The sequence below is a fragment of the Synergistaceae bacterium genome (genome assembly GCA_021372895.1).
In the GTDB taxonomy this organism is placed as follows: Bacteria; Synergistota; Synergistia; order Synergistales; family Synergistaceae; genus JAJFTP01.
Map to the genome: position 1 here is coordinate 1 of JAJFTP010000075.1, position 12,888 is coordinate 12,888.

General features: G+C 48.2%; 12 protein-coding genes. 6 read left to right on the forward strand and 6 right to left on the reverse strand.

Annotation, left to right across the window (positions count from 1 at the left end; all coding sequences use genetic code 11):
• Positions 1-238, forward strand: a 238-nt coding sequence (locus tag LLF78_06775) for a YeeE/YedE family protein (protein MCE5202196.1), incomplete at its 5' end; no start/stop codon positions are given.
• Positions 239-304: 66 nt separating this feature from the next.
• Here LLF78_06775 and LLF78_06780 read toward each other — a convergent pair.
• Positions 305-445, reverse strand: coding sequence for a hypothetical protein (locus LLF78_06780; protein ID MCE5202197.1), 141 nt, complete (start codon positions 443-445; stop codon positions 305-307).
• A 221-nt stretch (positions 446-666) separates the two neighbouring features.
• On the opposite strand from LLF78_06780, the gene LLF78_06785 reads away from it, so the two are divergent.
• Complete coding sequence (locus LLF78_06785; protein MCE5202198.1) at positions 667-1,203, forward strand: hypothetical protein; 537 nt, start codon at positions 667-669, stop codon at positions 1,201-1,203.
• Between the two features lie 1,220 nt (positions 1,204-2,423).
• Positions 2,424-4,340 carry an FAD-dependent oxidoreductase gene (locus LLF78_06790; GenBank protein ID MCE5202199.1) on the forward strand — a complete coding sequence of 639 codons (1,917 nt, stop codon included), beginning with the start codon at positions 2,424-2,426 and terminating at the stop codon, positions 4,338-4,340.
• A 62-nt stretch (positions 4,341-4,402) separates the two neighbouring features.
• Here the strand turns inward: LLF78_06790 and LLF78_06795 are convergent, their stop codons facing one another.
• The 3 genes from LLF78_06795 to LLF78_06805 form a co-directional block, all read right to left on the reverse strand.
• Positions 4,403-4,993, reverse strand: coding sequence for a TetR/AcrR family transcriptional regulator (locus LLF78_06795; GenBank protein ID MCE5202200.1), 591 nt, complete (start codon positions 4,991-4,993; stop codon positions 4,403-4,405).
• A 100-nt stretch (positions 4,994-5,093) separates the two neighbouring features.
• Positions 5,094-6,251 (reverse strand): UxaA family hydrolase, encoded by a 1,158-nt coding sequence (locus LLF78_06800; GenBank protein ID MCE5202201.1) that lies wholly within the window; start codon positions 6,249-6,251, stop codon positions 5,094-5,096.
• Positions 6,248-6,526: a UxaA family hydrolase gene (locus LLF78_06805; protein ID MCE5202202.1), complete on the reverse strand. Its 279-nt coding sequence runs from the start codon at positions 6,524-6,526 to the stop codon at positions 6,248-6,250. Before LLF78_06805 ends, LLF78_06800 begins: the two co-directional genes overlap by 4 nt.
• A 160-nt stretch (positions 6,527-6,686) precedes the next feature.
• On the opposite strand from LLF78_06805, the gene LLF78_06810 reads away from it, so the two are divergent.
• Positions 6,687-8,123, forward strand: coding sequence for an aldehyde dehydrogenase family protein (locus LLF78_06810; GenBank protein ID MCE5202203.1), 1,437 nt, complete (start codon positions 6,687-6,689; stop codon positions 8,121-8,123).
• A gap of 131 nt (positions 8,124-8,254) precedes the next feature.
• Here the strand turns inward: LLF78_06810 and LLF78_06815 are convergent, their stop codons facing one another.
• Positions 8,255-8,485, reverse strand: coding sequence for a type II 3-dehydroquinate dehydratase (locus LLF78_06815; GenBank protein MCE5202204.1), 231 nt, complete (start codon positions 8,483-8,485; stop codon positions 8,255-8,257).
• Between the two features lie 143 nt (positions 8,486-8,628).
• Entirely contained in the window at positions 8,629-10,380 is a 1,752-nt protein-coding gene (locus tag LLF78_06820) for a hypothetical protein (protein MCE5202205.1), read from the reverse strand.
• A 133-nt stretch (positions 10,381-10,513) separates the two neighbouring features.
• Here LLF78_06820 and larC point away from each other — a divergent pair, with 133 nt between their 5' ends.
• Positions 10,514-11,779 carry a nickel pincer cofactor biosynthesis protein LarC gene (gene larC / locus LLF78_06825; GenBank protein ID MCE5202206.1) on the forward strand — a complete coding sequence of 422 codons (1,266 nt, stop codon included), beginning with the start codon at positions 10,514-10,516 and terminating at the stop codon, positions 11,777-11,779.
• Between the two features lie 15 nt (positions 11,780-11,794).
• A complete protein-coding gene (locus LLF78_06830) occupies positions 11,795-12,703 on the forward strand; it encodes a bifunctional 5,10-methylenetetrahydrofolate dehydrogenase/5,10-methenyltetrahydrofolate cyclohydrolase (protein MCE5202207.1) in 909 nt (302 codons plus the stop codon).
• Positions 12,704-12,888 lie beyond the last annotated feature (185 nt).

The window sequence follows — 12,888 nt, forward strand, 5'->3', positions numbered from 1 at the left end:
TGTCGGCGCACTGGGTGAAGGACGTCTTGACGCCCTGTGGGGAATAGCTGGAATGTTGGTCGGTGCAGGGATATATGCGGAAACCTTTCCTTATTTACAGAGGACGGTACTGACCTGGGGAGACTATGGCAAAATTACGATCCCGCAAGTTCTCGGCATAAATCACTGGCTGGTTATCGTTACATTAATATTATTAACACTGCTGCTGTTTCGTTGGTTTGAGAAAAAAGGCCTGTAAAAAAATAGTGTCAAATTGCTATCGTCCGGAAATTATAGTGTGCATCACAGCTATGTTTTAGGCTGGTTATATGGCGGATCTTGTCTGTGCTCTTCCGTCTGCCGTAACAGCATCAAGAAATGTCATTACAACGACAGCTGCGTCTTTTAGAGTAGTTTCCTTGGGGCTGAATTCCTGCTTCATAATAGCCTCAGCGAAGCACCGCATGCAGAGCGCCGTCTGAGTATCACTAGCGAAAGCAGTGTCCGACAGTACATCATTATCACCGGCGGGGAAGGAGTAGGTCTGTCAGGCAGGTCTACCGCAGACTCCCACGGTATCTTCGTGCCGTACTTATCTGCTCTTTCACATAAAATCTCCACATTTCCGGGTTATGATAATAAGATGGAGATCATGAAACACAAATTTTACGAACTGGAGGGATCTGTATGAGAAATGAACGCTTACAGAGGACAAGGAAGACACTAGCCCTGATGGTCGCGTTTCTTCTTCTTTCGGGGACAGCCATTGCCGCTCCTAAGGAAAAGAAGGATATGCTAAAGCAGAGCCAGCAGAACGGTCCTGTATGGCAGGCATCCGAACAGCAGGAGAAGAGAGACGGCGTTGTTATCCGCGAGATGAGATACACGCAGGGAGGCAACCTGCTGATCGTCTTCGGTTACCCAGACGGATACGGTTATCCTCCATATCCGGGATACCCGGGAAGGCCGGGCAACCCGGGCAAACATTACGGACACAATATCCGTTGGGATAATAATGAGCAAATAGTGATAAGAGATATTTTCGGAAGGACTTATAACAGCAGGGTTATGAGATCTGACAGGAATGTTCTAGAGCTGCACATCGAAGGGTTGTTCGGAGGAGCCAGGTACAGCATAAGCTTTGGAGGAGTATTCCTTAACGAGGACAAATACGGAGTAAACGGCGAATTCTGGGCAAAGGACAAGTGGAAGTACAGAAAGTAAGATAAGCGGCAGTGACCATGCCGCGGGAGCCGATGGGGCACATCATGAAAAATAAGTGCGGCATTGAGACACCGCGCGAAATGGTGATATCATCGCCGAAAGTTATCGGCATAGCTGGCGGGAAGAGGTTGTTTTAAAAATAAGGGCTAAGCTATGGCTGATCTTCCCTCAGTAATGGGGGACAACGAATTAAGCTGCTAATCTGTGTTTTGAGTCATTTCCCGTTTTATATCCCAATACACGGAAACACGGAGGGGGGCAGACCTACGGAAACACGAAGGGGTCCGACCTGCACGATCAACAAAATGCCCACCTCCCGTAATGCCTCTGTTGGCAACAGAAGGCCGCCAAAAAACTCCGGATGGTTCCGGCCCACACAAATCACAGATCAGGGATCCTCTATACCTTTTTCAAGCTTTTTTCTCAGTTGACCTTCAGCTTCCATATCTTCTTCTAATCACCGCACTAATAATACAAATATATCACTCAACCTTCCCACCTATTGCTACTAGTGGATTCAAAACCTCTATTTTTCGTCTTCTCCACATTTTTATTAACGGAGAGCCAATGGCTCTAAAATATTGAAGTCGCTGGATTCCCGCTCAAGAGCATGCGGGAAAGACGGTGGGAAAGTTGAGTATATCACTTTATGTCAATTATGAAGGCCTGACCCATTTAGAGTTCTCCCCCTTGCACCGTTAAAGCCCAAATCTGACAGAAGGAACAGGTCCACCCTCTCCTTCATCTCAGCCGCGCTGTGCCGATGGCTCGAATAAATACCTTTCTGTCAATTGTGTAGGTCTGACCCCGATAGTCTCTCCAAGACCTCACCCTTTCGCATAGATCTAAATGCAACTAAATTTTGTTTTACACCGAAATATTTTTCCGGTCAAGATTAACTCTCTTTTTGACCGGTTAAATCAAATCGTTTTTTGCAGGAGGGTGAAAGAAATAACGGTTTTCAGATCCGTATGTTATTTAACGAGCAGAGTCGAACTGTATTATGACATGTTTTTGTAACCCTGACGGTCAGGATCGATCGTGCATTGACAGCTTATGTCGATCATTACAAACTCCTCTCCCATGCATAACTTATTTTCGTATAAGATGATTTGTGCTTTTGTTATTGACTGTAGATTCATCATTGACCCAACGGTCATTTATTGAGATAATTAATCGCAATTGATTTTTAGATCCATATAAAACAGGAGGGATGTATTATGCTTGACCATCTATTCAGTCCAATAACCATCAAGGGAAAAACTATGAAGAACCGCCTGGCGGTATCTCCGATGGTAACGAACTACTGCAACGAAGACGGTACCTGCACCGAAACATTTGCCGCATACCATGAGGCAAAAGCCAAGGGCGGCTTCGGAATGATAATTACGGAAGATTTCGCCGTCAGACCCCGCGGCAAGGGATTCCGCTGCCTGCCTGGACTCTGGAACGATGATCAGATATCTGGCTTCAGGGAATTTACTAAAAGGATCCACAAACATGATACCGTTCTGATAGCACAGATATACCACGCAGGAAGACAGTCGAGCAAGATGGTGCTCGGCCAGGTACCTCAGGCTCCGTCCGCGATCCCATGCCCATTCAGTCCTGACATGCCGGAAGAGCTGAGCATCGAAGAAATCAAAAAAATCATCACAGAGTTCGGAGACTGTGCACGGAGAGCTGAAGAAGCGGGTTTTGACGGCGTAGAAGTTCACGGTGCACACGGATACCTGATCTCCCAGTTCATGTCCTCCTATACGAACAAGCGTACTGACGAGTACGGAGGGTCTCTCCAGAACCGCATCCGTTTCGCAGTAGAGATCGTAAAAGACATACGCTTGAAGGTCAGCAAGGATTTTATCGTTGGTTACCGTATCTCTGCAGATGAATATGTTACGGGCGGCAGGAATATCGGAGACACCATGACAATAATCCCTTACCTTGAAGAGGCAGGCATTGACTATATCCATGTATCAGCAGGCGTCTACCGCTCCTTTGACGACATTATCCCATCGCAGTACCGCGGACATTCATGGAACACTGACGCCGCAGGGGAGATAAAAAAGATAACAAAACTGCCTGTGATCTCGGTCGGAAGGATAAACGACCCGAGGCTTGCCGAGACCATTATATCATCCGGTAAAGCAGACATTGTTGCAATGGGACGGCAGTCATTGACCGACCCTGAGACTCCCAATAAGGCAAAAGAAGGCCGTTTCGACGAGATCCGCAACTGTATCGCATGCCATCACGGATGTGTAAAAAACCTTCTCAACAACGTCCCGATCCAGTGTATCCTGAACCCTAAGCTGGGCAGGGAAAGCCAGGTGTCTATTGAAAAAACAAAAAATCCCAAAAACATAATGGTCATAGGTTCAGGTCCAGCAGGGCTTGAAACGGCCATCACAGCGGCTTCGCGCGGACATAAGGTAAAGGTATTCGAGAAAAACCGCTGGGCAGGCGGCCAGTTTCGCATCGGCGCCGTACCCCCCGGAAAAGGGGAAATGATCAACTACATCAACTGGCAGCTCAATGAGCTCGAAAAACTTAACGTGCCTGTCCTGATGGAAACGGAAGTTAGTCCGGAACTTGTCAAAAAGGAAAAGCCTGATGTCATTTTCGCCGCCACGGGAGCAGAACCCATCATTCCAAACATACCCGGGGTCGACCGGCCAAACGTCGTCACCGCACATGATGTACTGGCAGGCAAAGTCAACACCGGCAATCGTGTTGTTGTGATCGGCGGCGGCTGTGTTGGAGCCGAAACAGCCAACCAGCTTGCGAGTTACTTAAAGAGCGTCACCATAATCGAAATGCTTGACGCGATAGCAGGCGATGAAATTCTTGTCCCGCGCTGGGACCTTCTTGACGACCTGGATAAGAACAAAGTCAGGATATGCACAAAGACCACTGTAGACGAGATCACCGATGAAGGCGTCAAGGTATCGGGTGCCGTGAACGAAGTGATCCCCTGCGACACAGTTGTCCTCGCTGTCGGGTCAAAACCTGTTCTGGGCATCGCGGATGTACTGAAAAAAGAGGGCTATGACGTCCGGGTCATAGGAGACGCTGCAAAAGTAGGACTTGGCGGGGAAGCCATAATGGAGGGCTTTGAGGTCGGAAGGACCATCTAGGGATAGTAAAATTTTTTCTGAGTTATTTCTGCTGCCTCTCATCGTCCGGTGAAAGGCAGCTTTTAATTTGTCCTTCTAAAAAGATCCAGGAATGAATCAATGTCCTTCTGAGAATAATGATAACCGGGACAGCATACAAGCTTTGCCGCGGCACCCAAAAGATAGTTCCAGAAAATACTCCCCATTTCTTCCGGATCTCCATCGCGGATCTCGCCCATCTCCTGTCCTCTCAACATTATACGGCCAAAGTATTCCCTGCCGTGATTGTTGGCAAAATAGCGTTCCTGCATCTCATTGCTTAGCTGCCCCTGGATATAGCAGGTAATATAGACCCGCAGCGGAGGGAAATATCCGCTTATCTCAGAATCGCTCAGAAGCCGTCTGGCGTAGAGCTCCAGCGCTTCCATTGCAGTCGGTATTGAAGCGCACTCCTCTTCACAGCTGGCTATAAGTTCCGCCTCTGCCTCCAATATTTCATTTTTGGATGAGAAGTATCGATAGATCAAACCTTTACTAATGCCTGCGGCATCGGCAATATCCTGGACGGTCGTATTCTTGAAGCCCTTTTCCAGAAAGAGCACCAAGGATGTCTCCAGTATCAGCTGTCGGCGAAGGTCCTTCAGTTTTGCCCTTTTTTCTTCTGACATAGACATGACAAAAACTTCTTTCATTTACATATTGATGTTCTTCATTCTCCTGCAATAAGAGAGTCTAACACATAAACCAGACCCTATAAACCCACCGGTAATAATCTTACAGGCTTGGGCCGATGCGGGTTATGCCGGTCTCCGAATGACCTAGTATCTCCGAGGATGTCTGTTCGCCGGAGACTACTGAGATCAGCTTTTGGAATAGCTTTTCCCCCGCGCTTTCGAGGGATTCATTCCCTAGCGTTACCGGACTTGCGTCAAAATCAATGTTCTCCTTCATCCACAAAGCCACGTTCGGATTGCCGGTTATCTTTATCACGGGGGCCAGGGGAGATCCCACCGGCGTTCCCCTGCCTGTGGTGAAGAGGACGACATGAGAACCTCCGGCAACCATCCCCGTTACGGACTCGACATCGAAACCCGGAGTATCCATTATCACAAGTCCCTTCGACGACGGGATCTCGCCATAGCGTACCACCTCCGCGATTTTGGAAGTCCCGGCCTTTGCAAGGCAGCCCATTGATTTTTCCTCTATCGTGGAAAGTCCTCCCTCGATATTCCCCGGAGTAGGCTGAGTTCCCCTCAGATCAACGTGCATCAAATTCGCGCTCCCTTCTACATCCCTGACGATCCTGACCACTCTTTCTCCGATTTCAGGAGTTGCGGCACGGGCGGATAGTATATGTTCAGCGCCTATCATTTCCGTGGTCTCGGACAATATGACCCTGGCCCCCAGGCTTATCAGCCTGTCTGAGACCCAGCCTACAAGCGGATTCGCGCTGATCCCGGAGGTAGCGTCGGATCCGCCGCACTCGAGCGAGACTGAGAGACCGCAAATGTCTGACTCCTCTCTCTTTTGCCCCATGCATTTCTCATGCATGTTTCGGACGATCTCTATGCCGGCGTTAACGGTAGCTGTTGTCCCGCCGCATTCCTGGATCCTCACAAATGCGGCGGGACGGCCGGAACCCTTCATCTTTTCCACCATACGCTCGGCTGACGATCCCTCGCACCCCAGGCTTACCACAAGCACTGCTGCAATGTTGGGGTTCATTGCTATGCCATCAAGCGTCCTCTGTGTCTGCTCCTTGTCTGCGCCGAGCTGTCCGCATCCGCTGCTGTGGCAGAAGGCCGCCGTCCCGGGCATAGCCTCGGCGATCTTCTGCGACACATGGTTGGCACATACAACAGATGAGAGAACAAGCACATGGTTCCGTACCCCGACACTTCCGTCAGGCCTTCTGTATCCCATGAACTTCATTCGAGGTCTCCTCTTCCTCTTCCGCTGACAATATTATGTACATGCACATGTTCGCCCTGTTTTATCATTTGGCTTGCATACCCTATCACTTCGCCGTACTTTATGACCTTTTCGCCCGAGCGTATCTCCTCCACCGCAGCCTTATGACCCATGTTAAGGCAGGATAATGATTTTATGCCGCCAGGAACGCCTTTCCCTTCAAGCTCTTCGTCTGTCGTGACGTCCTTTATCACAGTGACCACATTGTCATTTATGTTCACCCTTATGCAGTTCATTTTAATTACCTCCGTTTGGCTTAAGCATGCGACCCATGCCTGAATATATTAGCACAAAGGCTATAACAGTACCTTTATCCGTTGGGCAGAAGGTGACGATTTTATAACCGGATCTTTGCTTCACAGAAGACAAATCAAACAGGAAAGATTATGGCATAATATGCATACAAACGAAACGGTCTTCAGCGGAGGTGCAAAGAAAGGCAGAATGCTGAGCTACGATGAATTGATCAACAAACAGAGGCAATTTTTCTACACCAACGAGACGAAAAACTATGAATTTCGTATCTTTCAGCTCGAATTGCTCGAAAGTGCGATAAGAGATCACGAAGAGGAGCTTTGTGTTGCCTTTTGGAAAGACCTTAGAAAAAGTGAATTTGAGGTCTATTCAACAGAGATCGGGTTTGTATTAAGCAGCATAAAGAACATTAAAAAGAACCTGAAAAAATGGATGACGCCGCAAAAAGTCAAAAATCCCATCTATCTTACAGGATCTAAAAGCTATATTGTCAATGAGTCATACGGGGTCTCGCTTATCATTGGCGCCTTCAACTATCCCTTCCAACTGACAGTGGAACCGCTGGCAGAAGCCGCAGCCGCAGGAAATACAGCGGTTGTGAAACCGTCCGAACTCACTCCGAATGTCTCCTCTGTGATCATGAAGATGATAAATCAAACTTTCCCGGAAAATTTCATCCATGTCGTTGAGGGTGACGCTGACCAGACCGCGCGGCTGCTGGAAGAGAGATTTGATTGTATCTTTTTTACCGGAAGCCGGAGGGTCGGAAAGATCGTCATGGAAGCAGCCTCAAAAAACCTCACTCCCGTCACTCTGGAACTGGGAGGTAAATCCCCAGTTATTGTTGCTGAAGATGCAAACGTCAGGGAAGCGGCTGAGAAGATTGTATGGGGAAAGTTTTTAAATGCAGGACAGACTTGTGTCGCCCCTGATCATCTGCTTGTGGATGAAAAAATAAAGCCTTCTCTGATTTCCGAAATTGAAAGGTCCATCCATACCTTTTACGGTGCTGATCCATCGAAGAGCGGGGATTACGGCAGGATGGCGACCGAAACGCACTGGAAGCGCATTGACCGCTTTTTGCAGGAATACTCTGACCGCATCGTTATCGGAGGTAAATCCTTAGGATCGGAAAAGTACATAGCTCCTACGGTGATCGATCATGTTTCATGGGGCGAGAGCATTATGGAAGAGGAGATCTTTGGGCCGATCCTTCCCGTCATGAGCTTTTCCGCCAGTGAATTCGACGAAGAGGTGGTATCACCCATCCAGAAAGGCGACAAACCACTTGCCTTGTACCTTTTTACCCAAAACCCACTGATAAAGGAGAAGGTCATTAAAAACATCTCTTTCGGGGGAGGAACAATAAACGGCACACTCCTTCACCTAAGCAATATCTGCCTGCCCTTTGGCGGGGTCGGGAGTTCAGGGATGGGAAACTATCATGGGATCCATGGATTCAAAACATTCTCCCATCAGAAAGCCATTCTCGAAAAGTCGGATTTAATTAAGCTTGATATGCTTTATCCGCCCTACTCGTCTAAAGCATTAAGACTGGTAAAGAAAATTTTGAAGTAAAGATCCTCCTTACTGCGAGGATGATCAGGGCATAAAATCAAATCGGTGATCAAATATTGCCCAATTAATTGCCTGCGCACTACGCACCGGCTATCCAGGCCAGGAATATCTCTACTGCGTCTGTGTAGGAATCAAAATCCCTTGCCGGCAACGGTGGCAATGCAGGCGGAGGCCGTGAATGAGATCTTCCGGAAGTCCTCTCTGTTGTTGATGTCAGAAAGGCGTACTTCCACTGCAGGCAGATTTACAGACCTGATAGCGCCGGGGATGGCGATGCTGGTGTGGGTATAGCGGCAGGGGACTGTCCTAGATTTTATGTAAGGTCCTAACAGGTGCAAAACGAGGCTTTTGAAATAGGGCAATGAAACCTCCTGATCTGTGCTCTCTATCTTGCACCTTTCAGGAGGTTTACACAATTTATGTGATGGTCTCGGCTCTTGCGACAGACTATTTGCTCTGGAACATTAATATGAGAGACTCACCGCTATAAGTCTGTCCTGTGTATCTACCAGGAGAGGGTTGACTGTGTAACATGTCCGTCTCCCCATGTGATCGAGAGGATCAGTTTGCCATTCCTTCTTGACAGTATTCCGTTATCCTGCATCAGCAGTTGATATCTCTTGGTGCCGTTGACGGAGAAATTGACTTTTCCGTTGGCTGAGTTGAGCAATCTGTTGCCTTCCCGGACGCAAAGGAGCCATCTGCCGTTGTTGTCTGTGAGAGTGTCCCAGCCCTTGCCTGATGTGTCTGTCAGAAGCATGGCCGTGATTTTGCCATTTCCGGTAATCTCTACATTCAAAGCCGTATCCTTATACCCGTTCGCGCTTCTCTTTTTATTTTTTCCTGCAACGTCTACATTGACAAGAGCAGGTTTTGCAGATATGAATCTGACAGCACGGTCGGTTTTTGTTATATTTGATGTGTTCGGATCGGTCCTCTTGGCCGTAGATGATTCAAGTACCTGTCCGTTTGAAAGTACCAGCGTAACATTATACGGGCCGGAACGTTTGTTATTTTCTTCGTCTATCCAAAGAGTTAAGGTTTTGCTGCCTATGACAGGCAGGGAAACAGATCCGTCAGTCCTGTTCTGCCTTTCGCCTTTTTCATTTGTAACCGCTATGAGCGGATTGCTGTTGCCGGCTGCAGTGTCCCATACTTTGCCGCTTTTCGTGTCCTGTACTCTTATGCCTGTAATGGTTCCTTCTGTGTTGAGTGTTATGTCTATCTGTCTGTCTGCGTTAAAATTTGATTCTATCTTTTCGCTGTTACCGACGAAATCGTACTTGCCCGCACCCTTGTATTCAACGGAGAGGGAGTCATTTACCGATATTGCCTGGCCCCTTACCGCATCTCTTTCAAACATGCGGCCGTCGGATAGGCTGATGGTGAGTTTTGCTTTTACGTCAGAAGCAGAGAGGATTCTCTCTGTATCCTGAACTAGCAGAATATAGGATGAAGTGCCTTTTACCGTAAACTCAACGCTGCCATTTGTCTTGTTAATGATGTTGTTGTTGCTGTCGACGACAGTTATGATAGGCAGTTTGTTGCCGGACATGGTGTCCCATTCAGCGTTTTTTCTTCCTGATACGGCTTTAAGCTTTATTCCTCTGATCGTCGCGTAATGGAAGTTGAGTTTCACATCTAACTGAAAATCATTTTTCCCATCCGCACCGACCTTTTCGCCGCCGTTGGCCAAGTCTTGTCCACTGAGGCCGCTGGTTACAAGATCAATGATCCCGTCGCCGTTTGAAGTTAAAGTTGCCTGTTCTACAGGTGCAGACGAATTAACCGCAGTCTTGCCCGTAATGACACTTCTGTCGACCAATGTGACGCTAACTGCAAATGTGGAATCCCTCGGGATCGATCCCGAAGCATCATTGATGTAAAGTTTAAACTCAGTTCCTCGCAGTACCGGTAAAATAGGCAAACTCCCCGAAGTGTTCAGAGCCTTGCCTTCCGAATCCTTTACGAGGAGCAGTCCTGTAGTTCCTGACGGGGATGTGCTCCAGGCCTTGCCGGTTGTCTCATTGGTCAGTGAAATATCCTTTATTGCATGCGAACCGCTAACCTTAAGCGTAAAAGACGCATCAGTCGTTCCATCGGCTGTCTGTAGCGTTCCGGCTCCAATAATATCCTGTTTGTCATCCGCATTGAACGTAAGCGAATCAACGTTCAACGAAAAGGTAGCCGCAAATGCTGAACCGGCAGAAAAAGCTACCAGTACAACTACCAAGAGCATCTTAAATATTTTTTTCATCTTAATCTCCCCTAAAATCAAAATATGCCTTATCTATAGTTTAAAGTATACAATATTAATCAACAAATATTCCATCGTAAAATGCCTAAAATAAGATAAAATAAGGATAACCATCATACAAGGAGCTGATTATATGGGTTTCTGTGGCATGGATCCGGATAGGATCCTTTTTATGGACTGCTTTGCCGGGCTTTCCGGCGATATGTTTCTTTCTTCACTTATTGATATGACGACGGACGGGGAAGCTTATTTACGCAAAGAGCTGGGAAAACTACCATTGGAAGGATATGAGCTTAAAATTTCACGCAGCAGCCGCGGCGGTATCTGCGGCTTACGTTTTGAGGTTTTGCAGCAAGAAGGCCACCGACACAGGCATCTCAGTGATATAGCAGAAATAATTGAGCAAAGCACGCTTTCGGATAAAGTGAAGTCTGAGACGATGAGTGCTTTTGCGATGCTCGCAGAGGCAGAGGCAAAGGTACACGGCGAACCGGTAGACCACGTGCATTTTCATGAGGTAGGCGCCGTTGACTCTATAATAGATATAACAGGCGCAATGATTATGCTTGAACATATAGGCTGGCCGCATGTCAGGTTTTCGAGTTTAAATGTCGGATCAGGCATGGTAAAGTGCGAGCACGGGATGCTTCCGGTTCCGGCGCCTGCCACAGCTGAGCTCCTGAAGGGCATGGATGTCTATTCATCAGGAGATCCAATGGAGCGGGTAACGCCCACAGGTGCGGTACTTGTGAAAACTCTTGCGGGAGGAACGTCGCAGATGCCATCCGGAAAGATCCAGAGCATAGGAATAGGTCTGGGATACAGAGACGGGGAATTGCCGAACCTTCTCAGGGCAACTCTTCTTTCCGACTCCAGAGATTATGGTCACGATCAGTGCGTAGTGTTGTCGGCCAATATAGACGACATGATCCCGCAGGATCTTTCGGTTTCGATGGAAAGGCTCTTTGCCGCTGGAGCGCTTGACGTGTGGTTTGAGCAGATACAGATGAAGAAGGACCGTCCCGGTATAAAGCTGTGTTGCCTTGGAAATAAACCAGATAAGGACCGGCTTGCCGCCATAATTCTGCGGGAGACGACGACGCTAGGTGTCAGGAGCTCTTGTGTCAGCAGAACTACTCTGGCGCGAAGCATCGATACATTCATGACGTCTCTTGGAGAGGTAAGGATCAAATCAGCGCTCTCATGCGGCAAAATCTTAAAACAGATGCCGGAGTTTGACGACCTGCGCAGGATCGCAGAGGAGCACGGGATGTCATTGCCGGAGGTACGTGCAGTTCTTGCGGGGGAAAAGTTTACACCGCCCACAACTGTAGCAAAAGAAGAGAAAAAAGGGTACAGCTTCGATCTGCCCGCTGACTTGCATAAGCATCATCACTAAAGGATATCGGATGTTATGACGATGATCCTTGACGGTAGAGAGCCTTCGAAAAAAATAAGGGAATGGGTCGCGGCATCTGTTTCGGATCTTAATGAGCGGCATGGCTGGAGACCCGGGATAGTTACCGTGCAGGTCGGAGATAATCCCGCATCAGAGCGGTATATAAGGAGCCAGCTGAAGGCATGCGAGAGCGTTGGCATGGCGGCGCGCCTTGAGAAATTTGACTTAAACATACCAAAGGAAAAATTTCTCAAAACTCTGGCGGCTATGGGACGCGATCCAAACGTAGACGGCATAATACTTCAAAGGCCTTTTCCAGCAGATTGGTCCGTTGAAGAAATACTGGACGGTCTGCCTTCATATAAGGATGTGGAGGGAGTACACCCTGAAAACTTAGGACGCCTGTATCTTGGCAAGAAGGATATACCTCTGCCGTGCACTGCATGGGCGGCGCTCTCACTGCTTGAGTGGTACGGGAAAGATCGTTTTGAGAAGCAAAGGTGCGCGGTTGTAGGAAGAAGCCCCAATGTAGGGCGCGCCGCGGCCCTTATGCTGATGCATAGGCATGCCACTGTTACTATATGCCATACGCGCACATCTCCGGAGCATCTTCGCGATACGCTTAAGCAAGCGGATGTGGCAATTGTGGCGGCAGGTTCCGCAGGTATCTTTAAGCTGCACGAATTTTCGAGCCATGCATGGGTCATAGACGTTGGTACAAACGTTACAAAGGACGGCAGGCTTGTGGGAGATGTCGCCCCAGGAGCAGACGGTGAAGTCGAGGCGTTAAGTCCGGTGCCGGGAGGAGTCGGGCCTATCACGGTCTCTTTGCTGCTTGCGAACCTCCTGCTATGCGCAACGCGGCGCAGGCTTGGGAAAAGTTTGGTGCTGCCGAATCTCCTTGAACTGAGAGAGGAGCGGTAATGAGAATTTTACGCCACTGCAATATATAAAAAATTAAAAATCTCAACTTTCCCACCGTCTTTCCCGCATGCTTTTGATCAGGAAGGACACTGTTCCTCGAAAGAGGGACATAACAAATCACCATAGTGACTGAACTATTTCGAGTGCGTTTCGAGATCGGGAATCCAGCAACTTCAATATTTTAG

Excerpts from the sequence above, each read along its gene's own strand:
- LLF78_06780 (MCE5202197.1), bottom strand. The coding sequence starts at position 445 with ATGCGGTGCTTCGCTGAGGCTATTATGAAGCAGGAATTCAGCCCCAAG.
- LLF78_06785 (MCE5202198.1), top strand. The coding sequence starts at position 667 with ATGAGAAATGAACGCTTACAGAGGACAAGGAAGACACTAGCCCTGATG.
- LLF78_06790 (MCE5202199.1), top strand. The coding sequence starts at position 2,424 with ATGCTTGACCATCTATTCAGTCCAATAACCATCAAGGGAAAAACTATG.
- LLF78_06795 (MCE5202200.1), bottom strand. The coding sequence starts at position 4,993 with ATGTCTATGTCAGAAGAAAAAAGGGCAAAACTGAAGGACCTTCGCCGA.
- LLF78_06800 (MCE5202201.1), bottom strand. The coding sequence starts at position 6,251 with ATGAAGTTCATGGGATACAGAAGGCCTGACGGAAGTGTCGGGGTACGG.
- LLF78_06805 (MCE5202202.1), bottom strand. The coding sequence starts at position 6,526 with ATGAACTGCATAAGGGTGAACATAAATGACAATGTGGTCACTGTGATA.
- LLF78_06810 (MCE5202203.1), top strand. The coding sequence starts at position 6,687 with ATGCATACAAACGAAACGGTCTTCAGCGGAGGTGCAAAGAAAGGCAGA.
- LLF78_06820 (MCE5202205.1), bottom strand. The coding sequence starts at position 10,380 with ATGAAAAAAATATTTAAGATGCTCTTGGTAGTTGTACTGGTAGCTTTT.
- larC (MCE5202206.1), top strand. The coding sequence starts at position 10,514 with ATGGGTTTCTGTGGCATGGATCCGGATAGGATCCTTTTTATGGACTGC.
- LLF78_06830 (MCE5202207.1), top strand. The coding sequence starts at position 11,795 with ATGACGATGATCCTTGACGGTAGAGAGCCTTCGAAAAAAATAAGGGAA.